Below are 21919 nucleotides of genomic sequence, written 5' to 3'. Positions count from 1 at the left end.
CGACCGCTGCCAACCCTTCATCTGGACCAAAACCGCCGACGACCTACTCGACCACTGCAAACCCGGTCAAAGAACATCGTTTACGCGAAACTAGGAGACGGCCGGCTTCCCGAACTCCCAGTGCCACGGCTCCTCCCGCGAGCCGCCCTGGTCGGCCCACGACGGGTGCACCCAGCCGTACTGCGAGGCGTGCCGCTTCATCCACTGGTACTGCGCGGTGCCAAAGCGATCCACGCCGCCACAGAGGTCGACTGCGACACCCCACCCGTGGTTGGACGTGCCAGGCAGGGCAGCCAGCGACGGCTTGCGGGCGTAGAGGCTGACCTGGGAGGAGTACGAGCGGTAGGAGTCCGTGATGCACAGCGTCTTGCCGAACTGGGCACGGTAGGCCCGAGCCAGCTGCAGGTACGCCGCTGCGGCGTCGCAGCGCAGCATGTGACCGGAGCCCAGCCCACACAGCTTGCTCGCCGGGATCATGCCGTTGCTGTAGCCGCCCCAGCCGATCGTGGCGCTACCGGTCGCGAGGAACGGCATCGGGTTCACCGGGTCGCCACCGAGGCGGACCTCGAAGTGCAGGTGCGGGCCGGTCGAGTTCCCCTCCGAGCCCACAGCGCCGATCCGCTGCCCAGCGGTGACCTGCGCGCCGTCGGCCACATCGATCGAGCTCAGGTGCGCGTACAGCGTCTCCAGCCCGTTGCCGTGGTCGATCCGCACCAGGTTGCCCGCCCAGGCCGGATGCTCGACCCGGACGGTCCCGGACGTCACCGCGCGCACCGGCGTCCCGACAGCGGCCGGGAAGTCCTGGCCGGTGTGGTAGCCGGTTGTCCACAGTGCCCCGGCCTGGCCGAACGACGTACCGATCTCGTACGTCCCATCGGCCAACGGCCACGTCCAGTCGCCGGAGCCGACGTTGTACGACGTCGCGGTGTTGCCGCACCGGAACGCGTAGGCCTCGGAGGTCGCGACCGGGGCGACCTGAGGCTTGGCCGGCGGGCCGAGGGTCGGGCGCAGGGCGGCGTACAGGTTGTCCGGGACCCGGGTGACGACGACCGAGCCCCTGGCCTCGTCGGCGGCGATCATCTCGCCGTTGTCGAGGGCGACCCCGATGTGGACCAGGCCGAGCGACTTGCTGCCCATCACGAGCAGATCGCCGGGCTGGACCTGAGACGCCTTGACGGCCTGGTAGTTCGGGTAGACCTTGCCGACCAGGTTCGGCAGGGTCGTGTACGGCTGCCACGCGACCCGGGCGGCACCGAGGCAGCCGTACTTGTCCGGGCCGGTCGCGGCGACGCCGTACGGCTTCCCGAGCAGGCTGAACGCCTGGTTCACCGCCCGGATCGTCTCGGCCGACAACACCTTGATCGTCCGTGTGCCCTGGACCACAGCGGCCGCGCCGGCGACCGGAGCACCAGCGGCCGTCAGCGGCTGCAGGCCGGCCGGCAGCTTGGCCGGGTTCTTCAGTACGGCGGCAGCCGGCGGCTTGATCTTGGACGTCGCCAGCTCGGTCAGGTACGCCTGCCAGCGCGCCAGCGCCTGCTGGTTCCGGGCGAGCTGCAGCTGCTTCGACAACTCGGACGCACCGTCCAGATCGGCGTACTGGCTCTCGGCCATCAGCGCGGAGTCGGCCGCCTTCTGCTGCACCTCCTGCGCGAGCTGCTTGGCCTTGGCGGCCGCCTCGTTGGCGGCGGCACGCTTGCTGGTCGCCTCGGCCTTCGCCTTGCCTGCCTCGTTCTCGGCCGTCATCGCGGTCTGGTACTGCGTGACCTGCGTGCTGCCGAGCTGCTGGATCGCGGTCTGCCGGTCGGCGATCTCCTGCAGGTTCTCCGCGACCGGGGCGAGCGACCACAGCATCGACTCCGCGCCGAGCACGGTCGGGATGCCGGTCTGGTACGCCTGCGCGGTCAGCAGCCCGAGCCGGCGGCGCTCCTCGTCCGCCTTGCCCTTCGACGCGGTCGCCGACGTCTCCGCGGCCTTCGCCGCGGCCTCGGCGGTCTGGGCGGCCTTCAGCGCGGTCGTGTAGGCGATCGTCGCCTTCGCGAAGTCGGCCTGGACGGCGGCCGCCTCGGCCTGGAGCTGCTCGAGCGACTTGTTCACGTCCGTGACCGACGCCGGCGGCGGAGGCGTGGGGGTGTTGTCGGCGTACGCGGGCACCGCGAACACCGCGAGCAGTGTGCCGAGCGCCGCGAACCGCAGCCCCCGACGGCTCCCCACAACCATCAGGCCCCCATCCTCGTATGCCTCACGCGCGCAGAGGGTAGCGGCCCCGCGCCAACCCAGCCTAGGCGGCGATCGGCCCACGCGAAAGTCCACTCACGGGCTGTGACGACCATCCACCGGTCGGGACGGCTGGCGCGACCTACTAAAGTTCACTTCATGGCCTCGCACTTTGACGTTGTTGTCCTCGGCGCAGGTCCGGGTGGGTACGTCGCGGCGATCCGCGCCGCCCAGCTCGGGCTCAAGACCGCCATCATCGAGAAGAAGTACTGGGGCGGTGTCTGCCTGAACGTGGGCTGCATCCCGTCCAAGGCGCTGCTGCGCAACGCCGAGCTCGCGCACATCTTCCGCGCGGACGCCAAGACCTTCGGCATCAGCGGCGAGGTCAGCTTCGACTTCCCGACCGCGGTCCAGCGCAGCCGCAAGGTCGCCGACGGCCGGGTCAAGGGCGTCCACTTCCTGATGAAGAAGAACAACATCACCGAGTTCGACGGCTGGGGCAGCTTCGTCGACGCGAACACCCTCGACGTCAGCCTGAACGGCGGCAGCTCCGAGACCGTCACCTTCGACCACTGCATCATCGCCACCGGCGCCACCACCAAGCTTCTCCCCGGCACCCAGCTGAGCGAGCGGGTGGTGACCTACGAGGAGCAGATCCTCACCGAGGAGCTGCCGGGCTCGATCATCGTCGCCGGCGCCGGCGCGATCGGCGTCGAGTTCGCCTACGTGCTGGCCAACTACGGCGTGAAGGTCACCATCGTCGAGTTCCTGGACCGGATGGTGCCGCTCGAGGACGCCGAGGTGTCCAAGGAGCTGGCCAGGGCCTACAAGAAGCTCGGCGTCGACGTGCTCACCTCCACCCGGGTCGACGCGATCGACGACTCCGGCGACACGGTGAAGGTCACCGTCACCGGCAAGGACGGCAGCCAGCAGACGCTGGAGGCCGACAAGGTGCTGCAGGCGATCGGCTTCCAGCCGCGCGTGGACGGCTACGGCCTGGACAAGATCGGCGTCAAGCTGACCGAGCGCGGCGCGATCGAGGCCGACGGCTTCCTGCGCACCAACGTGCCGAACATCTTCGCCATCGGCGACGTGAACGCGAAGCTGATGCTCGCGCACGCGGCCGAGGCCCAGGGCGTGATCGCGGCCGAGACCATCGCCGGCGTCGAGACGATGGAGCTCGACCACGTGATGATCCCGCGCGCCACCTTCTGCCAGCCGCAGGTGGCCAGCTTCGGCTACACCGAGGAGCAGGCCCGGGAGAAGGGGTACGACGTCAAGGTCGCCAAGTTCCCGTTCACCGCGAACGGCAAGGCGCACGGCCTCGGCGACCCGACCGGCTTCGTCAAGGTGATCAGCGACGCCAAGTACGGCGAGCTGCTCGGCGCGCACCTGATCGGTCCCGAGGTCACCGAGCTGCTGCCCGAGCTGACCCTGGCCCAGAAGTGGGACCTGACCACCAAGGAGCTGGCCCGCAACGTGCACGCCCACCCGACCCTGAGCGAGGCGCTGCAGGAGGCCTTCCACGGTCTCGAAGGGCACATGATCAACTTCTGACCCACCGGCACCGTCCGACGGCAGATCCCGCACGGGGGTCTGCCGTCGTTTCGTTACCGCGTCCGGCGTGGGATTGTCTGACCCCTCACGTACGCTTGGGCTCGTGGCCGAGAAGAGGGGTCCCGACCGCACTGATCACAACATCACGCTGGACGCTCAGGACGACCGGTGGGAGTGGCGGCGGCGGATACGGGCGGATCCGAAGAAGCACCTGATCTACCGGATCGGTGTGGGTGTGGTGGGCGGCGTGCTGATCATTGCGGCGCCGTTGACCGGGTGGCTGCCCGGGCCCGGCGGCATCCCGTTGTTCATCGCGGGTCTGGCGATCCTGGCCAGCGAGTTCGAGTGGGCGCAACGCCTGCTCTACCGGGTGAAGGACTGGGTCAAGGACCTCACCGCCTGGACCGGCAAGCAGCCGGGCTGGCTGAAGGCGCTCGGCACCCTCGCGCTGTTCCTCTGCGTGCTGGTCGTGGTCTGGCTCTACCTGGCCGTGCTCGGTGTCCCTGGGTGGTTCCCCGACTCCTGGGAGTCATTCCTGCACAAGCTCCCCCTGCTGAACTGAATAGTTGCGCAGCTCAACCAGGTTGCTGACCTTCTCGCCCAGCTCGAGCATCCGGTTCAGCAGGAATGGTTGCGAGAGCAACCGATTACGGGCGGCGATGCCGAACCGGGTGCCTGGGGCAAGGAACTTGCCGGTCCGGTTGCCGCCGCCCTGCGTCTTCGACACGGGCTTGCGCAGCTGCGCCTCGTAACGCCCGAACGCCGACCGGTAGTCACCGCCGGACGTCGCCAGCTCCCCCGCCAGGACGTACGCCGCGACCACCGCCGTACTCGTCCCCATGCCGCCGACCGTGGCGCCGTACCCGGCGTCGCCGAGCAGCACGACCCGGCCACTGGACCATCGATCGACGTCAACCCGGCTGATCGAGTCGAAGTACAGGTCCGTTGCCGCGGGCAACCCCTCGAGCAGCGCCGGGACGTGCCAGCCCAGGCCGGAGAACGCGGTGGCGAGAATCGCCTTCTGCTGCTCCTCGTCCCGCCGGTCGTAGGGCAGCGCCGGTGACTTGAACAGCACCATCGCCCCGGCCATCGTGGGATCGCGCCGGTCCGCGGCGACACTCGCCATCCGTCCCGGCACGTTGTACATCAACGCATCCCCCGAGATTCCGAGCGTGTTCGGTAGATCCCAGCACGCGATGTAGTACCCGAGGTGGCGCACGTAGTCCCGCTCCGGCCCGAACGCCAGCCGCCGCACGGCCGAGTGCAGCCCGTCCGCCCCGATCACCAGGTCGTACGTCTCCTCGATCCCGCTCTCGAACACCACGTCGACCCCGCCGACCCGCTCGGTCAGCTCCGCGATCGAGTCCCCGAACCGGTACGTCGCCTTGTCGCGGGAGTGCTCGTACAACACCCGGGACAAATCCGACCGCAGCACCTCAAGCTCTCCCCCGGCGAACTCGCCAGGCAGCCGCATCAGCTGCCGGCCCGCCGCGTCCACGAACCGCATCGGACTGCCACCGGTCTGCCGCGCCCGCAGGTCGTCGAGCACGCCCATCCGGGCCAGCACCTCCCGGTTCACCGGCCCGCGGAAGTCGACCGCGTAGCCGCCCTCGCGCAGCGCCGGCGCGATCTCGACCACGGTCACGTCGTACCCGTACCGCCCGAGCCAGTGCGCCACCGAGGGACCGGCCACACTCGCCCCCGACACCAGAATCTTCATCGATCTCCTCCGTCATCGTAACTGTGTCCGTCGGACACAATAAAGTGTATGATAGACACAGTTCAAGCGATCAGGCCAGTCATCATTGGGAGGGGCGGCGATGACGGAACTGCTCTGGGGCGGCCAGCCACAGCGCAGCCGCGGCCCCAAGCCGGCGATCACGCTGGCCGGCATCGCCGAGGCCGGGATCCGGATCGCCGACACCGAGGGCCTGGACGCCGTCTCCATGCAACGCGTGGCCGACGACCTGCCGGTCACGAAGATGGCGCTCTACCGGCACGTCCCCGGCAAGAGCGAGCTGGTCGCCGTCATGAGCGACCTCGCCTTCGGCCCGCCTCCGGACCACGACGCGATGCCGTGGCGGGACGCACTGAAGACCTGGGCCCTCGACCTGTACGCCGCCTTCGCCAAGCACCCGTGGCTGCTGCAGTCCACGGTGGGACGCCGCCTGCTCGGCCCGAACGAGCTCGCCTGGATGGATCGCGGCGTCGAGAAGCTGGCCGGTTCCGGACTCGACGGTGGCGAGCAGCTCGACTCGATCCTGGTCCTCAGCAGCCACGTCCGGAACCTCGCCCAGCAGACCCTCACGACGGGTCTGACCGAGGACTACATCAACCAGGCACTGGCCGGGATCCTGAGCACCGAGGCCGCCCGGTTCCCGCACCTGGCCGCGGCGATGCAGACCGCCGCAGGCGGCGAGAACCAGGGCCTGGAGTTCGGCCTCGACCGCATCCTCGACGGCCTCGAGGTCCTGATCAGCGCACGGAAGGGCTGAGCCGCCGGGTGTTGAAACGTTGCCGATAGGCGGACGCGCTCAACCCGTAGTGCGACTTGAACCGCCGGGCGAAGTAGTTCTGGTCCGGCCAGCCGACCGACTCCCCGATCCGGCTGATCGGCAGGTCGGTGTGCAGCAGCCGGTCGGCCGCGAGCTCGACCCGATGCCGCGACAGGTACGCCATCGGCGGCAACCCGGTCGCCGACTTGAACAGCCGGACCAGGTATCCCGGCGCCAGGTGCAACGCCTGCGCCAGGTCGGTCAGCGTCCACTGCCGCGCCGGATCCGCCTCCATCATCCGCATCGCATCCAGTACGGCGGGATGCGTCTGCTCACCGCGGTCGTCGTGCTGGGCGACTGTCCGCGCCAAGCAGCTCAGGTACAGCGACAGCCAGCCGACGAGGTCGCCACGATGCCGGCTGAGTGACAGCCTCCGGAGTTTGCGCAGCTCTTCCAGATGCTCGAGGCCTTCCTTGAAGGCCGCCGGGTCGAGGCGCGTGGTCAGCATGCCGCGGCGCTGGGCGGAGAACGGTCCAGTCCACAACAGGTATCCCAGCAAGGGGTCCTCGCGGGTCCAGGCCAGCTCGCGTTGCACCAGGTCGGCCGAGAAGCAGCAGTTGTAGACCTGCAGTGCACGGCACTCGTCGTACTGGTGCCAGACTCCCGGGCGGAGCAGGATCACGTCGCCGACCTCGAGCTGCTGGCGGCCGGCCAGGCTGTGGTGGACACCCTGGCCGCCGGTCACCAGAGCGATCTCGAAGAAGCTGTGCGTGTGCAGCGGATGAACGTTCTGGTGCAGGTGTGGACCCGCGTGCACCACCGTCCCCTCGACGAAGTGCAGCAGCGTCCCGGAATGTGTCACCGGCTCGTCGGCCATGCCTCACGATAGGGGCCGAGGTGCGTTTTGTGCTACCACGAGTGCACTTCGGGCTAGTCCCCGGCGATTACCACCTTCAGGATCGGGGGACAGGCGAAACGTCCTCGCCATCCATCCGAAACAGACCGAGGCCGTTTGCCACAGCAGTCACTGAATCGTTTCACTCGTCGGTTCCTCGTCGGTTGGAGTCACATGTCGAACCTCGCCGCACCCACCGCTCTCCGCTTCGAACATCGCACCGACGCCGGGCCCGTGCTGGGCATCGGCACCGCGACGCCCCGGCTGTCGTGGCAGATCCCGACCGCTGACGCCGGGTACACGCAGGCGGCGTACGAAGTCGAGATCAGCCACTTGGGTGGTGGGGCGGGGAAGGAATCCAGCCCCGTGACGGCTCGTCAGGTGTTCACCGTGCAGTCACCCGATCAGATCCTCGTCCCGTGGCCGGGCGACCCGCTGAAGTCGCGCGAGTCGGCCGAGGTCCGGGTCCGCGTGCGCAGCAACGACGACTGGAGTGACTGGAGCGAGCCCGCGACCGTCGAGGCGGGTCTGCTCAGCGCCTCCGACTGGTCGGCCCAGTTCGTCGGCCCGCGCGGCCACAGCTACGGCTCCCCCGCTCCCCTGGTGGCCGGCGTGGCCGAGCTGCCCGCCGACATCGTGAAGGCCCGCCTCTACTCCACCGCGCACGGCGTCAACGTACCCGAGCTCAACGGCCAACGCGTCGGCGACGAGGAGCTCGCGCCCGGCTGGACGGCGTACCAGGCCCGGCTGCGCTACCAGACGTACGACGTGACCGGCCTGGTCCGGCCCGGTGAGAACCGGCTCGAGTTCCTGCTCGGCAACGGCTGGTACCGCGGCCGGCTCGGCTTCCACGGCCGCAACTCCCTGTACGGCGACCACGTCGCAGTCCTCGCCCAGCTCGAGGTCACCACCGCCGACGGCCAGGTCCACACGTTCGCCAGCGACGACACCTGGACCTCCCGCGAGAGCGCGATCACCGCCGACGACATCTACGACGGCCAGAGCACGGACCTGCGGCGCACCCCTGGTGAGGCGACGCCGGTCGAGGTCGTCGAAGCCGACCTCAGCCTGCTCGTCGCACCCGACGGACCGCCGGTCCGCATCACCGAGGTTGTGCCCGCGGTCGAGATCAGCACGTCGCCGTCCGGCAAGACACTGGTCGACTTCGGCCAGAACGTCGTCGGCCGGGTCCGGCTGAAGGTCCGCGGCGGCGCCGACGGCGACGAGGTCGTCGTACGGCATGCCGAGGTGCTGGAGAACGGCGAGCTCGGGGTCCGCCCGCTGCGGACCGCGAAGGCGACCGACACCTACGTGCTGGCCGGCGCGGACGAGGTCACGCTCGACTCGGAGCTGACCTTCCACGGCTTCCGCTACGCCGAGGTGACCGGGGTCGACGACCTGCAGGTCGGGGACCTCGAGGCCGTCGTGGTCGGCAGCGACCTGCGCCGGACCGGCTGGTTCGAGTCGTCGCACGAGTTGCTCAACCGGTTCCACGAGAACGTCGTGTGGGGTATGCGCGGCAACTTCGTCGACGTGCCGACCGACTGCCCGCAGCGCGACGAGCGCCTCGGCTGGACCGGGGACATCCAGGTCTTCTCCCCCACCGCGAGCTTCCTGTTCGACACCGCCGGGTTCCTGACCAACTGGTTGGCCGACCTGGCGGCCGAGCAGCAGAAGGACGGCTCGGTGCCGTTCGTCGTACCGGATATCCTCAAGCACACCGGTCCGGCCACGGCCGCATGGGGTGACGCGGCAACGATCGTGCCGTGGGTGATCTACGAGCGCACCGGCGACGCCGCGCTGCTCGCTCGGCAACTGCCGAGCATGCGTGCCTGGGTGGACCGGATGGCCGAGCTGGCCGGCGAGAACCTGTTGTGGTCCGGCGGGTTCCAGTTCGGTGACTGGCTCGACCCGACCGCGCCGCCGGACAACCCGTTCCGCGCGAAGGCCGACCCGGACGTGCTCGCGACCGCACACCTGGCCCGGTCGGCCGAGGTGGTCGCCCAGGCCGCCGAGGTCGTCGGCGACGCCGAGCTCGCCCGCGAGTACGCCGACCTGGCCGACCGGGTCCGCAAGGCGTTCGCGGCCGAGTACACGACCGAGGGAGGCCGCGTACTGAGTGATGCGGCAACGAACTACGCGCTGGCCCTGCAGTGGGCGCTGCTGCCGACCGAGAACCAGCGCAAGCGCGCCGCCGAGCGGCTCGCCGACCTGGTCCGTACGGCGGGCTTCCGGATCAGCACCGGATTCGTCGGGACACCGCTGATGGCCGACGCGCTGGCCGATTCCGGACATCCTGCCCTCGCGTACCGGCTCCTGCTAGAGACAGGCTGCCCCTCGTGGCTGTACGCAGTGACGATGGGCGCGACGACGGTCTGGGAACGCTGGGACAGCATGCTGCCCGACGGCAGCATCAACCCCGGCCAGATGACGTCGTTCAACCACTACGCGCTCGGTGCGGTCGCGGACTGGATGCACCGCCGCGTCGCCGGCCTGGCGGCGGGCGATCCCGGCTATCGCACGATCGTCGTCCGTCCGCTCTACACGGCGCACCTCACGAGTGCATCGGCCAAGCACCTCACGCCGTACGGCGAGGCCGCGGTGTCGTGGACGCGGTCCGACGGCCAGGTGCGGCTCAGCGTGACCGTCCCGGTCGGTTCGCGGGCGCAGGTCGAAGTACCGGGTGAAGGTGCACCGGTCGAGGTCGGTCACGGCACGCACGAGTGGACCTGCGACGACCCGGCCGCCGAGACGCCGGCGCTGCCCGCGGATCCGAGCATCCGGCAACTGATGGACCACGAGCCCAGCTGGGCCACGATCGTTGCCGCAGCCAAGGAAACCGAGGTCGCCACCGACGACGCCGAGCTCGCGGCCCGGCTGGAGCGGTACCTCGACCAGCCGGCCACCCAACTGGTCGAGGCGATCAGCCCGCGCGGTTTCACCCCTAGCGCCGAAGCCCTGCAGGCCAAGCTCGACGCCGTCCTCGACAACAACTGACCACACCCGACACCGACCCCCGCCCCGACGCCAACGCCCTGAAGTAACACCCTTGGAGGTCATGATGACGTTCCGCCCAGGTACGAGAGGAGTGGCCGTGCTCGCGGTCTGCTCGCTCGCCTTGACCGCGTGCAGCGCGGGTAGTCTCGGCTCGAGTGACGACGCGGGAGGTGGTGGCTCGGTCGAGATCACCTACCTGATCGGCAACCAGGAGCAGGATCTCAAGGAAGCCCAGCAGCTCAGCAAGGACTTCACCGCCAAGAATCCCGGCATCAAAGTCAACCTGGAGACCCGGCCGGCCGGCAGCGAGGGCGACAACATCGTCAAGACCCGGTTGTCCACCGGCGACATGACCGACGTGTTCGCCTACAACACCGGGTCGCTGTTCCAGGCGATCGCCCCGGACAAGAACCTCACCTCGATCAACGATGAGCCTTACATCGGCGACCTGGACGAGAACTTCAAGAAGACGGTGGCGTCGGGCGACAAGGTCTACGGCGTACCGTCCGGCGGGTTCATGGGCGGGGCAGTCCTGTACAACATCCCGATCTACACCAAGCTCGGGCTGCAGGTGCCGAAGACCTGGGCGGAGTTCATGGCGAACAACGCCAAGATCAAGGCGGCCGGGGGCGGGGTCGCGCCGGTGATCCAGACCTACGGCGAGACCTGGACGTCACAGCTGTTCGTCCTCGGCGACTTCCACAACGTGGCCGCCGCCGAGCCGGACTTCGCCGACAAGTACACCAAGAACCAGGCGAAGTACGCGACCTCGCCGGCCGCCCTGAAGGGTTTCGAGCACACCCAGCAGGTGCACGACCTCGGCTACGAGAACAAGGACTTCGCCTCGGCGAAGCTGCCGGACGGCCTGAAGATGCTTGCCACCGGCAAGGGTGCGCACTACCCGATCCTGTCCGGGGTGGTCAACGACATGGTCGCGACCAACCCGAGCGCTGCCAAGGACGTCGGTCTGTTCGCGCTGCCTGGTGACGACGCGAGCAAGAACGGCCTGACCGTCTGGACCCCGGGCGGCATCTACATCCCGACCACCACGACGGGCGACAAGCTGGAGGCGGCGAAGAAGTTCCTCGCGTTCGTGGCCAGCCCGGACGGGTGCAAGTCGCTGGCGAGCGCCGGCGTGCCGACCGGGCCGTACGCGGTCAAGGGTTGTGAGCTGCCGGCCGACGTACCGCAGTCGATCAAGGACATGCAGCCGTACCTCGACAAGGAAGGCGGGTCCAGCCTGGCGCTGGAGTTCGTCTCGCCGGTGAAGGGCCCGTCGCTGGAGCAGATCACCGTCGAGGTCGGCTCCGGGATCCGTAAGGCCAAGGACGGCGCGGCGCGGTACGACGAGGATGTGAAGAAGCAGGCGCAGCAACTCGGACTGGCGGGCTGGTGAGGCCTCGTGACCATCACCTCGGCCCGTCCGAAGTCCCGCGCTGAAATCCCGGCCGCCTCGGCGGCCGGGAGGAAGGTCTACTCGCCGTACTCGTTCTGGTTCTACCTGCCGACCGCGCTGCTCTACAGCGTGCTGTTCCTGATCCCGACGTTCGCGTCCTTCTACTACAGCCTGACCCGGTGGACGCTGTTCGACTCGAAGTTCATCGGGCTGGACAACTTCGTGATGTTCTTCCAGGAGCCGGCCCTGGTCAAAGGCTTCACCAACACGCTGGTCTTTGCGGTCGTGACGTCCGGATCGAAGGTGGTGCTCGGGCTGCTGCTCGCCGTACTGCTGACGTCGCGGATCGTCGGCCGCGGCTACCTGCGGTCGGTGGTCTTCTTCCCGGTCCTGGTCAGCACGATCGGCGTCGGCATCACCTTCACCGTCCTGATGAATCCCGAGCGCGGCATCATCAACGGCGCGCTGAGCGTGGTCGGGATCGACGGGCCCGGGTGGCTGACCGATCCCAAGTGGGCGCTGATGTCGATCGCGCTGGTCGACGTGTGGAAGGGCGTGGGCCTGGCGACACTGATCTACATCGCCGGGATCGTCTCGATCCCCCGGGAGTACATGGAGGCGGCCCGGGTCGACGGGGCCGGGTCGTGGGAGACGTTCCGGCGGATCGTGCTGCCGTTGTGCAAGCCGGCCACGGTGACCGTGATCATCCTGTCGCTGATCGGGGGCCTGCGGTCGTTCGAGCTGATCTGGGCGATGACCCGGGGTGGTCCCGGGTTCACCTCGGACGTGATCGCGTCGGTGATCTACAAGCAGTACCAGGCCGGGTTCTACGGCCTGTCGACCGCCGGCAACGTGATCCTGTTCCTGGTGGTCACCGCGATCGTCCTGCCGCTGAACTGGTTCCTGAACCGCAAGGAGGTGGACCTGTGAGCACCGCGGAGCTCGTCAACCACAAGCCGGGCCGCAGCTACCTGCTGAGCGCGGTCGCGATCGTGTCCTCGATCGTGGTGTTCGTCATCCCGTTCGCCTTCATCGCGCTGACCGCGATCAAGGACCGGCAGCAGGCCGCGGACCTGGACTTCTCCTGGCCGCACCAGTTCCGGATCGTGCAGAACTTCGTCGAGGTGGTGAAGGCCCGCGACTTCATGCTGGTGATCGCCTTCATCAACTCGACGATCCTGACCGTGGCCAGCGTGGCCGGCATGGTGGTGCTGGCGGCAATGGCCGGCTTCGTGCTGCAGCGGCGCAAGAGCCGGTGGAACCCGTTCATCAACTTCCTGGTGCTGTCCGGGCTGATCATCCCGCCGGCCGTGGTGCCGACGATCTGGGTGCTGCAGAAGCTCGGGCTGTTCCGGACCATGCCGGGGCTGATCCTGATCGAGATCGCGTTCGGGCTCTCGTTCTGCATCCTGTTGTTCCGGGCGTTCGTCGCGACGATCCCCCGGGAGCTGGACGAGGCCGCGATCATCGACGGGGCCGGGCCGTTGCGGCTGTTCTTCCGGGTGATCTTCCCGCTGCTGCGGTCCGTCATCATCACCGTGGTGGTGGTCCAGTCGGTGAACGTGTTCAACGACTTCGTGAACCCGCTGTACTTCCTGCCCGGCGACAAGAACGCGACCGTCCAGCTGACCCTGTACAACTTCCAGAGTCAGTTCAGCACGCAGTACAACCTGCTGTTCATGAACATCCTCCTGATCACGATCCCACCCCTGATCATGTTCCTCTTCTTCAACCGCCAAATAGTCGCCGGCATGACCTCCGGCGCCATCAAGGGGTGACGTGGCGCGGGTGGGGCGTCGAGTCGTGGAAATCGGCTGACTCATCGGACCCGATCCGAACGAGAATCCACGACTCGACGGCGCGGGCGGCCAAGATCCCGGGATGTGGCCAGATCCGTCCGTATAGCGGACTCCGGCGCCAAACACCCGGCCGTGGCCACCGTCGCGGGACCGTGAACAGGTTATTGATTGTTCACGGTCCCCAGATGGTGTTCACGGCCCCACACCTGACCGACTCCAGGCCCCGAACCACCCTCGCCCCCACAGCCGACCGACCCCGCCGCCCCGGGTCCACGCCCACCCACCGGGATCAGCTGATCGGGCTAGAGCTCCCCGCGGCAACCACGACCCGTCTTACCCCGCGAGCACTGTCGGCAGCCGCTCGGCCAGTTGCTCGTAGTCGTGCGGCGCGTTGTAGGCGTGCGCGGAGAGCCGGATGAAGCCGCGGCCGTCGAAGCCGGTCAGGGTGATCTCGGCCTTCAGCTCCCGCGACACCCGCGCCTTCAACGCCTCTCCGTTGGTCAGGTCGACCGAGGACGGCAGCTCGACGAGCCGCATCGTGGCCGCCGGGCGCGCGATCTCGGCGACCCCGGTCGCCAGGGCCTTGGCGATCACGCGGGCGCCTTCCTCGACCAGGTCGCCCAGCTGCGAACGCCGTACCGGCCAGTCGAGCTCGGCCAGGACGCGCAGCGACTCGGGGGCTGCGATCCAGGGCACGTAGTCGTACGTCCCCTGGAAGTCGAAGCGCTCCGGGAGGCGCTCGTCGTACTCGGACCAGGAGACGATCAGCGGCCGGGCCGCCGTACGCCACTTCTCGGCCACCACCAGACCGGCGGTCGCGCGCGGCGCGGCCGGCCACTTGTGGAAGTTGCCGGTCCAGAAGTCGGCGCCATCCTCGGCCGGCGCGTCGATCAGGGCGGGCGCGTGCGCGCCGTCCACCACGATCGGGACGCCGCGCTCCCGGCAGGCCGCGACCAGGTCGCCGATCGGGAACACCATCGCGGTCGCCGAGCTGATCTGGTCCACAACCAGTACGGCGGCATCGTCCAAGGCGGCCGCGATCAGCGACACGACGGTCTCGTCGTCGGCCTCCAGCGGTACGTCGACGATCGCGATCTCGGCCTGGTTCGCCCGGGCGAACCGCTCGGCGGCGTACCGCACGGCGCCGTACGTGTGGTTCGTCAGGACGATCCGGCTGCCGGCCGGGATCGGCAGTGTCGCGAGGGCGACCGTCACCCCGGCGCTGGCGTTCGGGACCAGCGCGAAGCCGTCGGGATCGGTCTGCAGGTACGACGCCAACTCGAGGCGGCTCGTGGTCAGCCGGGCGGCGACCGAGCGGAACCACAGCATCGGGTTGGCCTCGGCTTCGGCGCGCAAGGCGGCCATCACGTCCTGGGTCCGGCGCGGCACACCGCCGTACGAACCATGGTTGAGGTGCAGGACGCCGGGGTCGAGGGTCCACAGGTCGGGGCGGGGGCTGAGTACCGTCACCACCCAAACGGTACATACTTTCCGACGTGTACCCCTACCTCGACCACGACGGGCCGATCGCGATGGCCCACCGTGGCGGCGCGCTGCACCCGGACAACCTCGGCTACGAGAACTCGCTGCGCGCCTTCGAGCACGCGGTGAAACTCGGCTACCGCTACCTGGAGACCGACCTGCACGCGACCAGCGACGGGGTGGTGATCGCGTTCCACGACAGCCGGCTGGACCGGGTCACCGACCGCACCGGCGTGGTCGCGGAGCTGCCGTGGTCCGAGGTGAGCAAGGCCAAGATCAATGGGCACGAGCCGATCCCCCGGCTCGACGAGTTGCTCGAGGCCTTCCCGCAGACCAAGTTCAACCTCGACATCAAGGCCGAGAACGGGCTCGCCCCGGCGGCCGACGTGCTGCGGGCCGCGAACGCGATCGACCGGGTCTGCGTCTCGTCGTTCTCCCAGTCCCGGGTCCGGCGGATCCGCCGCGAGCTCGGCCCCCGGCTCTGCACCGGGTACGGCGACTGGGAGACCGCGCTGATCCGGTTCCTGCCGTTCGCGCTGAAGTCGGGTGGGGCCTGCCTGCAGATCCCCGAGCGGTACGGCCCACTCCGGGTGCTGACCCCGGGACTGATCCGGCGAGCGCATGCCGCGGGCAAGCAAGTGCACGTCTGGACCGTCGACGACCCGGCCGCGATGCGGCGGATGCTGGACGCGGGGATCGATGGCCTGATCACCGACCGGACCGACATCCTCCGCGAGGTCCTGATCGAACGGGGTGAGTGGCATTAATCGGGCACTGAAGTGTTATCCGCCGGTACGCCGCTTCGTACCCGCGACCTGACACACTCCTGCGCATGGGACTTCTCTCCGCCCCGGCGGCGGTCGACAAACGGGAGTACTGGGGGTTCAGCCTCTACGACTGGGCCAACTCCGGTTACGTCACCACCGTCGGCACGGTGCTGTTCGCGCCGTACCTGACCTCGGTCGCCGAGACCGCCGCCTGCGGGTACGTCGGTACGGCGGACAAGCCGTGCGACACCAACCTGGACGTGCTCGGACTGGGCATCTCCCCCGGCTCGCTCGCCTTCTACGTCGTCACTGTGGCGACCTTGGTGTCGGCGCTGTTCCTGCCCGTGGTGGGTGCGATCGCGGACCGGCTGGAGCGCAAGAAGCTGCTGATGTGCGGCTTCGCCTGGACCGGCGCGCTGGCCGCTTCCTGCATGGTGTTCGTCGGCGGTGGTCGCTGGGAGCTCGGCGCGCTGCTGTTGTTCATCGGCAACCTGTGTCTGGGGTCGTCGCTGGTCGTCTACGACTCGATCCTGATCGACATCACCGGGCCGGACGACCGCGACGACGTCTCGTCCCGCGCCTGGGCGTTCGGTTACCTGGGCGGATTCATCCTGCTCACGATCAACCTGGCCGTGGTCACCGCCCACGATGCGCTCGGCATGAGCCAAGGTACGGCGGTCCGCCTCAGCCTGCTGTCCGCCGGGCTCTGGTGGGGCGCGTTCACGTTCGTCCCATTCGTGAAGCTGCGGAACCGGCCGCCGACGCACGTCGTCCAGGTGCGCAGCGGGAGCCTGGTCCGGCAGAGCTTCGGCCAGCTCGCGGCGACGCTGAAGCACATGCGGACCTATCCGATGACGCTGCTGTTCCTGGTCGCGTACCTGTTTTTCAACGACGGCATCCAGACCGTCATCTCGGTGTCGTCGACGTACGGCGAGAAGCAGCTCGGGTTCGAGACGCAGATCCTGATCGCGACCATCCTGCTGGTCCAGTTCGTGGCGTTCTTCGGGGCGCTCGCGTTCGGGCGGTTCGCGCGCCGGTTCGGCACCAAGCGCACGATCATGGGCGGGCTGGTGTTCTGGATCCTGATCGTGATCGCCGGCTTCATGCTGCCGGCCAAGCAGATCGTGCCGTTCCTCGCGATGGGTGTGGCGATCGGCGTCGTCCTGGGCGGCACCCAGGCGCTGTCCCGGTCCGCGTTCAGCCAGCTGATCCCGGAGGGCCGCGAAGCCGAGTACTTCTCGCTCTACCAGGCCGGTGAGCGCGGCACCTCCTGGCTGGGCACCCTCGTGTTCGGCCTGGTCCACCAGATTACCGGCTCCTACCGGCCGGCGATCGTTGCCCTCGGCCTGTTCTTCGTGGTCGGCCTGGTGCTGCTGTCCCGCGTCGACATGCGCCGGGGCATCCGCGAGGCCGGCAACGCTCAGCCCACGCTCATCTGAACCGGCCGGCGAGGACGCAGAACTCGTTCCCCTCCGGGTCGGCCAGGGTCACCCAGCTCTCCTCGCCGGTCTGGCCCACATCGGCGTGCCGTGCGCCCAGGTCGAGCAGGCGACGAACCTCGTCGTCCTGATCCCGGTCGGTCGCGTTCACGTCGATGTGGAGCCGGTTCTTCACGATCTTGCCCTCGGGCACCGGCGCGAAGGTCAGCGTCGGCGGCACCGGACCGGGCCGCTTCTTGCCCTCTGGCACCAATGGGGAGCCGATCGTGATCACTCCGCCTTCTTCCTCGTTCTGCACCACATAGTCGAGGACCGCGCACCAGAACTGCGCGAGACCACGGGGGTCGGCACAGTCGATCGCAAGCTCGGTGAACTTACTGGCCATGCCGACCACCCTACAAACGATCAACGCGACGGCGTGGCACCTGGGCTGCGGAAGCCACCACTCGGGAAGGCGGTGCCTTGGCGGACCGTGGTCGCGGTGATCGTTCCGTCGGTGTTCTGGCCGCTGACCACGACCTGCTCACCGGTCTTCAGGTCGGCAGCGGTGCCCTGCTTGGAGATGTCGTACATCGTCTCGCCGGTCAGCTTGACCGTGACATCGCCGTTCTGAGTCTTCACCACCAACTGCGAGCCGCTCGCCGACACCACGGTGCCGATCGTCGCGTTGCCCTGCCCGCCAGGACCTTGACCGTTCTGCCCGCGGAAGCCGCCGTACCCGCCGCCGTTGAGACCACGGCCCGCCTGCTGCGGCGTCGTACTGTCCGAGGCGAAGGCCGCATGCAGTCCGGCGCCACCCGCCAGGCCGACGGCCAGTACGACGACGCCGGCCAGGATCGCGGTCGCCAGCGGCAGGCTGAGGCTCTTCTTCGGCTTCAGCGCCGCGTCGACCTCTTCGTCGGACCCGATCTGGGCGAACTCGTCGGGCGTCTGGTTGCTCATCAGGTCGTGCCTCTCACTCGTGTCGTAGTGCGTCGATGGGACGAAGACCGGCCGCCCGGTGCGCGGGCATGCTGCCGAAGAACAGGCCGACCGCGGCGGACACCCCGAGGGCGAGCGCGATCGACGACGGGACGAGCACCGGCGCGACGCCGGCCAGCTGGAACTGGGTGATCACCAGCGCCGTGGCCACGCCGACCGCGCCGCCGATCAGGCTCAGCAGCGTCGCCTCGATCAGGAACTGGCCGAGGATCGTCCGTCGCCGCGCCCCGAGCGCCTTGCGGATCCCGATCTCGCGGGTCCGCTCGGTGACCGTGACGAGCATGATGTTCGTGACGCCGATCCCGCCGACGACCAGGCTGATCGCGGCCACGGTCGCCAGGAGTGCGGTGAAGGTCGCCGCGGTGTCCTGACTGGTCTGCAGGATCTGCGCCGAGTTGGTGATCCGGAACGGCGACGTCTGGTTGGCCGGCACCTCGTGGCGCGCGGTCAGCAACTGCGTGACCTCGGCCTGCGCGACGTCGACCCGGTCCTTGTCCGCGGCCTGGACGACGATCTGGCTCAAGGCGCCGTACCCGGCCTGGGTCGCGCGCAGCGTGCTGATCGGCACGACCGCGGTCGCGTTCGGGTCCGAGAACCCGGTGCTGTCCTTGCTCGCCAGCACCCCGAGTACGACGAAGTCGACGGCGCCGAGCTTGATCGTCTGGCCGACCGCGGTCCCAGGCCGCCCGAACAGCTCGGTGGCGGCCGTTTGGCCGAGCAGGATCACGCGCTGCGAGGTGTCGATGTCCTGCTGGGTGAACGACCGGCCGGTCTCGACCGGGGTGTTGGTGGCCGGCAGATACTCGGGCGTCGTACCGATCACCTGGTTGACCGTGTAACTGGTGTCGCCGTTGGTCGCCGTACCGGAGCTGGTCATCACCGGAGCGACCGAGGCGATGTCGGGTGCCAGATTCTTGTCGGCGAGCGCCTCGGCGTCGTCGAGCGACAGGCTGTACTGCTGGGCCGACGGGCCGGCCTGACCGCGCTGGAAGCCGCCACCACCGCCGGTGGTCGAGACAGTGAGCAGGTTGGTGCCCATCGCCTCCAGCCGGTCTTGGACGGCCCTGCCGGAGCCGTTGCCGACTGCAACGAGCACGATGACGGCGCCGACGCCGATGGACACGCCGAGGACGGTCAGCAGCGAGCGCAGCTTGTTCGCGCTGAGGCCGCGCAGGGCGGCTCCGAACAGGTCGCGGGGTGACATCAGCGGGTCACCTCGTCGGCAACGATCCGGCCGTCCGCGACCTGGATCAGGCGGCGGGCCCGGGCCGCGACCTCGTTCTCGTGGGTGATCACCACAACCGTGCGGCCGTCGGCGTTCAGCTGGTCGAACATGCCGAGCACTTCCTCGGTCGAATGCGCGTCGAGGTTGCCGGTCGGCTCGTCGGCGAGCAGGATCCGCGGGCCGGTCGCCAGTGCGCGGGCGATCGCGACGCGCTGCTGCTGGCCGCCGGACAGCTGGTTCGGCCGGTGGCCGGCGCGGTCCGACAGGCCGACCAGCTCCAGCGCTCGGGCAGCCCTCCTGCGGCGTTCGGCGCGGCGAAGGTGGGCGTAGGTCAGGGGCAGCTCGACGTTGGCGATCGCCGTGGTGCGCGGGATCAGGTTGAACGACTGGAAGATGAAGCCGATCTTGCGGCCGCGGACGAGCGCCTGCTGGTCCTCGGACAGCCGGGCCACGTTGCGGCCGTCCAGCCAGTACTCACCTCGGCTCGGGACGTCGAGGCAGCCGAGGATGTTCATCAGCGTCGACTTGCCGGATCCGGATGAGCCCATCACCGCGACGTACTCGCCGGACTCGACCCGCAGCGACACGCCCCGGAGCGCGTGCACGGCCGTCTCCCCCGCGCCGTACGTCTTGGTGACGTCCCGGATCTCGATCAGGGCGTCAGCGGCCACGGTTGCCCCCGGCTCCGGTGCCCGCTCCGGGGAACTGGCCGCCGCCGGGGAGCTGGCCCTGACCGAACTGACCCTGCCGGCCCTGGCCGTTCTGGTTGGCCGTCGTGCCGATGGAGCCCTGGAGCAGCTCGATCCGCTCCCCCTCGTCCAGGCCGGAGGTGATCTGGGTGTAGCTGTCGCCGCGGACGCCGACCTGCACCTCGCGGGTCCCGCCGCCGTCGGCCATCGTCACCGTGTACGTCGCACCGCTGGTGGCGATCGCGGTGCTCGGGACGTAGAGGGCGTTGGCGGCCTTGGCGGTCTGCACGGTGACGTTCGCGGTCTGGCCGATCCGGGCGTTCGCCGGGATCTTCGTCAGCGAGAAGGTGGCCGAGTACGAGACGACGCCGTTGGTGGTCGTCGGGGTCGGCGAGACGGAGGCGAGGGAGGCGGTCAGCGTCGTACCGGGTTCGGCGTTGAGGGTGACGGTGGCGGACTGGCCGGCCTTGATCTTGATCGCGTCGGCCTCGGCGAAGGCGGCGACCACCTGGAGCGACTTGAGGTCGGCGAGGTCGACGAAACCTGTACCTGAGGTTGTGGTCGTCGTGGTTCCGGTGGAGGCTGAACCTTGACCTGAGGTCGAGCCTGTTCCGCCTGAACCAGTCCCTGAGCTGGACCCTCCGGTGACGGAGCCGACGGAGCCGTTGATCGCGGTGATGGTGCCGGCGATCGGGGCCTTCAGCGTGGTCGCGGCGACCGCGGCCTCAGCGGCCTCGACGTCCTGGTCGGCCTGCTCCTTGTCCGCCTTCGCCCGGGCCAGGCTGGCCTCGGCGTTGCTGACGGCGACCTCGGGGCTCTGGCCCTGGCTGCTCTGGGTCTGGCTGGCTTGGGTCTGGCTGTTCTGGGTCTGCTGGCCGTCGGTCGGGGTCGGGGTCGGCGATTCCGAGGCTTCCTCCGCCGCTTCGAGGGCCTCCTGCGCGTCGGTCAGCGACTCCTCGGCGGCGTCGACCGAGTTCGCCGCGGCGATCTGGTTCTGCTCGGCGATCCGGCGCTGGCGCTCGGCCGCGGACGGGTCGATCTTCGCGATCGCCGTACCCTTGGCCACCACCTGGCCGACCTTGACCATGATCTGCGTCACGGTCCCGGAGGTCTCGAACTGCGGTGAGGCCGTCCGGGAGCTCTGCAGAGTGCCGCTGGAGCCGACACTCGCAGTCACCTCGCCGCGGGCGACGGCCACGGTCGGGCGGGCGGCGGCAGCGGTCGGCTGGTCCTTGCGGAAGAAGAGGAAGTACGCCGTCACGGCGATGGCCAGGACGATGGCCACCAGGGCCACATTTAGCAGGCTGAGGCCACGGAGCTTGTGGCGGGGTAGCACCATGGACGGTGACGCTAGGGACGTTTGCTGAGGAATCGATCCTCGAAACCTGGCAACTCGCTGTGAACCTGACGCGTCTGATCAGCGGTCGGCCGCGACACACCGTGATGTGTGAACGCCTGATGACAGGCGGTCACGACGGTGCTGTCAGGTGCGTACATATGGCTCGGGCATGCCAAAATGGGAATGATCCGGGCCGGCCGACCGTTGGCACGGATGACGATCTCGGAGGTTTGACATGTCTAATCGCGTACTGCGTGGTTCGGGGCTGGGTGGGGTCAGCTTCGAGGATGACCGTGGTGTCGAGTTCGCGCCGCGCCAGATGATCACGTACGACTGCCCCCGCGGTCACGTGGTCGAGGTGACGATGGCGCACGACGCCGAGGTGCCCGCGGTCTGGGAGTGCCCGCACTGCGGCAGCGAGGCCGCACGGTCGACCGGTGAGAAGCCGGAGCCGAAGCAGGAGAAGCCCGCCCGTACGCACTGGGACATGCTGCGCGAGCGCCGCAGCATCTCGGAGCTGGAAGAGCTCCTGGCCGAGCGCGTCGAGCTCCTCCGCAAGGGCGAGATCGGCCCGGCTCACCTGCACCGCACCAAGCGCACCGCCTGACACAGGCTCGACGGGCCCTTCACCGCAACGACGCGGC

The 21919-nt window shown here is 68.9% G+C and carries 19 protein-coding genes; 10 read left to right on the top strand and 9 right to left on the bottom strand.

The genetic code is table 11. The annotated features are described in order from the left end of the window. Window positions 1-90: 90 nt before the first annotated feature. A complete protein-coding gene (locus ACIBGM_RS45225) occupies window positions 91-2217 on the bottom strand; it encodes a peptidoglycan DD-metalloendopeptidase family protein (protein ID WP_360520012.1) in 2127 nt (708 codons plus the stop codon). Window positions 2218-2373: 156 nt separating this feature from the next. On the opposite strand from ACIBGM_RS45225, the gene lpdA reads away from it, so the two are divergent. Together lpdA and ACIBGM_RS45215 are read left to right on the top strand one after the other, a co-directional pair. Next, window positions 2374-3771, top strand: coding sequence for a dihydrolipoyl dehydrogenase (gene lpdA / locus ACIBGM_RS45220; RefSeq protein WP_396389123.1), 1398 nt, complete (start codon window positions 2374-2376; stop codon window positions 3769-3771). Between the two features lie 103 nt (window positions 3772-3874). Further along, window positions 3875-4333 carry a PGPGW domain-containing protein gene (locus tag ACIBGM_RS45215; protein ID WP_360520008.1) on the top strand — a complete coding sequence of 153 codons (459 nt, stop codon included), beginning with the start codon at window positions 3875-3877 and terminating at the stop codon, window positions 4331-4333. Here the strand turns inward: ACIBGM_RS45215 and ACIBGM_RS45210 are convergent. Continuing rightward, window positions 4301-5491 carry an FAD-dependent monooxygenase gene (locus tag ACIBGM_RS45210; protein WP_396389122.1) on the bottom strand — a complete coding sequence of 397 codons (1191 nt, stop codon included), beginning with the start codon at window positions 5489-5491 and terminating at the stop codon, window positions 4301-4303. The two genes, ACIBGM_RS45215 and ACIBGM_RS45210, sit on opposite strands and share 33 nt — an antisense overlap. A gap of 100 nt (window positions 5492-5591) precedes the next feature. On the opposite strand from ACIBGM_RS45210, the gene ACIBGM_RS45205 reads away from it, so the two are divergent. Further along, a complete protein-coding gene (locus tag ACIBGM_RS45205) occupies window positions 5592-6266 on the top strand; it encodes a TetR/AcrR family transcriptional regulator (RefSeq protein ID WP_360520004.1) in 675 nt (224 codons plus the stop codon). Here the strand turns inward: ACIBGM_RS45205 and ACIBGM_RS45200 are convergent. Beyond that, window positions 6247-7143, bottom strand: a complete 897-nt coding sequence (locus tag ACIBGM_RS45200; protein ID WP_360520002.1) for an AraC family transcriptional regulator — start codon at window positions 7141-7143, stop codon at window positions 6247-6249. The genes ACIBGM_RS45205 and ACIBGM_RS45200 overlap by 20 nt on opposite strands. 192 nt (window positions 7144-7335) lie before the next feature. Between ACIBGM_RS45200 and ACIBGM_RS45195 the strand changes: the two genes are divergently transcribed. From ACIBGM_RS45195 to ACIBGM_RS45180, 4 genes are all read left to right on the top strand, one after another. Then, on the top strand, window positions 7336-10158 hold the full coding sequence (locus ACIBGM_RS45195; protein WP_360520000.1) for a family 78 glycoside hydrolase catalytic domain: 2823 nt from the start codon (window positions 7336-7338) through the stop codon (window positions 10156-10158). Window positions 10159-10222: 64 nt separating this feature from the next. Next, complete coding sequence (locus ACIBGM_RS45190; RefSeq protein WP_360519998.1) at window positions 10223-11554, top strand: ABC transporter substrate-binding protein; 1332 nt, start codon at window positions 10223-10225, stop codon at window positions 11552-11554. A gap of 6 nt (window positions 11555-11560) precedes the next feature. Next, window positions 11561-12484 carry a sugar ABC transporter permease gene (locus tag ACIBGM_RS45185; protein WP_360519996.1) on the top strand — a complete coding sequence of 308 codons (924 nt, stop codon included), beginning with the start codon at window positions 11561-11563 and terminating at the stop codon, window positions 12482-12484. Then, window positions 12481-13332, top strand: a complete 852-nt coding sequence (locus ACIBGM_RS45180) for a carbohydrate ABC transporter permease (RefSeq protein WP_360519994.1) — start codon at window positions 12481-12483, stop codon at window positions 13330-13332. Before ACIBGM_RS45185 ends, ACIBGM_RS45180 begins: the two co-directional genes overlap by 4 nt. Window positions 13333-13686: 354 nt before the next feature. On the opposite strand, the gene ACIBGM_RS45175 is transcribed toward ACIBGM_RS45180, so the two are convergent. Next, window positions 13687-14823, bottom strand: a complete 1137-nt coding sequence (locus tag ACIBGM_RS45175) for an aminotransferase class V-fold PLP-dependent enzyme (protein ID WP_360519992.1) — start codon at window positions 14821-14823, stop codon at window positions 13687-13689. A 26-nt stretch (window positions 14824-14849) separates the two neighbouring features. Here ACIBGM_RS45175 and ACIBGM_RS45170 point away from each other — a divergent pair, with 26 nt between their 5' ends. Both ACIBGM_RS45170 and ACIBGM_RS45165 read left to right on the top strand, forming a co-directional pair. After that, window positions 14850-15602, top strand: coding sequence for a glycerophosphodiester phosphodiesterase (locus ACIBGM_RS45170; RefSeq protein WP_360519990.1), 753 nt, complete (start codon window positions 14850-14852; stop codon window positions 15600-15602). Window positions 15603-15667: 65 nt separating this feature from the next. After that, window positions 15668-17041 carry an MFS transporter gene (locus ACIBGM_RS45165; RefSeq protein ID WP_396389121.1) on the top strand — a complete coding sequence of 458 codons (1374 nt, stop codon included), beginning with the start codon at window positions 15668-15670 and terminating at the stop codon, window positions 17039-17041. Here ACIBGM_RS45165 and ACIBGM_RS45160 read toward each other — a convergent pair. From ACIBGM_RS45160 to ACIBGM_RS45140, 5 genes are read right to left on the bottom strand one after another with little or no spacing between them, the layout of a single operon-like run. Then, the gene (locus tag ACIBGM_RS45160) at window positions 17034-17426 is read right to left on the bottom strand and encodes a VOC family protein (protein ID WP_360519986.1); all 393 of its coding nucleotides are present in this window, start codon (window positions 17424-17426) and stop codon (window positions 17034-17036) included. The genes ACIBGM_RS45165 and ACIBGM_RS45160 overlap by 8 nt on opposite strands. A gap of 20 nt (window positions 17427-17446) precedes the next feature. Continuing rightward, window positions 17447-17983, bottom strand: a complete 537-nt coding sequence (locus ACIBGM_RS45155; protein ID WP_360519984.1) for a hypothetical protein — start codon at window positions 17981-17983, stop codon at window positions 17447-17449. Between the two features lie 13 nt (window positions 17984-17996). Continuing rightward, a complete protein-coding gene (locus ACIBGM_RS45150; RefSeq protein ID WP_360519982.1) occupies window positions 17997-19226 on the bottom strand; it encodes an ABC transporter permease in 1230 nt (409 codons plus the stop codon). Further along, entirely contained in the window at window positions 19226-19918 is a 693-nt protein-coding gene (locus tag ACIBGM_RS45145; RefSeq protein ID WP_360519980.1) for an ABC transporter ATP-binding protein, read from the bottom strand. The genes ACIBGM_RS45150 and ACIBGM_RS45145 overlap by 1 nt, the downstream gene beginning before the upstream one ends. Then, window positions 19908-21221: an HlyD family efflux transporter periplasmic adaptor subunit gene (locus ACIBGM_RS45140; protein ID WP_360519978.1), complete on the bottom strand. Its 1314-nt coding sequence runs from the start codon at window positions 21219-21221 to the stop codon at window positions 19908-19910. The genes ACIBGM_RS45145 and ACIBGM_RS45140 overlap by 11 nt, the downstream gene beginning before the upstream one ends. A 289-nt stretch (window positions 21222-21510) precedes the next feature. Between ACIBGM_RS45140 and ACIBGM_RS45135 the strand changes: the two genes are divergently transcribed. Next, complete coding sequence (locus tag ACIBGM_RS45135; RefSeq protein ID WP_130448290.1) at window positions 21511-21882, top strand: RNA polymerase-binding protein RbpA; 372 nt, start codon at window positions 21511-21513, stop codon at window positions 21880-21882. The last annotated feature ends 37 nt before the right edge of the window (window positions 21883-21919 follow it).

This window comes from Kribbella sp. NPDC050470, assembly GCF_044458365.1.
GTDB lineage: Bacteria > Actinomycetota > Actinomycetes > Propionibacteriales > Kribbellaceae > Kribbella.
The sequence above is the reverse complement of the archived record's forward strand: the minus strand, read 5'-3'. Positions and strand labels throughout refer to the sequence as shown.

What these genes read in the sequence shown, in the direction of transcription:
- ACIBGM_RS45225 (WP_360520012.1), bottom strand. Translation starts at nt 2,217, where the DNA reads ATGGTTGTGGGGAGCCGTCGGGGGCTGCGGTTCGCGGCGCTCGGCACA.
- lpdA (WP_396389123.1), top strand. Translation starts at nt 2,374, where the DNA reads ATGGCCTCGCACTTTGACGTTGTTGTCCTCGGCGCAGGTCCGGGTGGG.
- ACIBGM_RS45210 (WP_396389122.1), bottom strand. Translation starts at nt 5,491, where the DNA reads ATGAAGATTCTGGTGTCGGGGGCGAGTGTGGCCGGTCCCTCGGTGGCG.
- ACIBGM_RS45205 (WP_360520004.1), top strand. Translation starts at nt 5,592, where the DNA reads ATGACGGAACTGCTCTGGGGCGGCCAGCCACAGCGCAGCCGCGGCCCC.
- ACIBGM_RS45200 (WP_360520002.1), bottom strand. Translation starts at nt 7,143, where the DNA reads ATGGCCGACGAGCCGGTGACACATTCCGGGACGCTGCTGCACTTCGTC.
- ACIBGM_RS45195 (WP_360520000.1), top strand. Translation starts at nt 7,336, where the DNA reads ATGTCGAACCTCGCCGCACCCACCGCTCTCCGCTTCGAACATCGCACC.
- ACIBGM_RS45190 (WP_360519998.1), top strand. Translation starts at nt 10,223, where the DNA reads ATGACGTTCCGCCCAGGTACGAGAGGAGTGGCCGTGCTCGCGGTCTGC.
- ACIBGM_RS45165 (WP_396389121.1), top strand. Translation starts at nt 15,668, where the DNA reads ATGGGACTTCTCTCCGCCCCGGCGGCGGTCGACAAACGGGAGTACTGG.
- ACIBGM_RS45160 (WP_360519986.1), bottom strand. Translation starts at nt 17,426, where the DNA reads ATGGCCAGTAAGTTCACCGAGCTTGCGATCGACTGTGCCGACCCCCGT.
- ACIBGM_RS45155 (WP_360519984.1), bottom strand. Translation starts at nt 17,983, where the DNA reads ATGAGCAACCAGACGCCCGACGAGTTCGCCCAGATCGGGTCCGACGAA.
- ACIBGM_RS45150 (WP_360519982.1), bottom strand. Translation starts at nt 19,226, where the DNA reads ATGTCACCCCGCGACCTGTTCGGAGCCGCCCTGCGCGGCCTCAGCGCG.
- ACIBGM_RS45135 (WP_130448290.1), top strand. Translation starts at nt 21,511, where the DNA reads ATGTCTAATCGCGTACTGCGTGGTTCGGGGCTGGGTGGGGTCAGCTTC.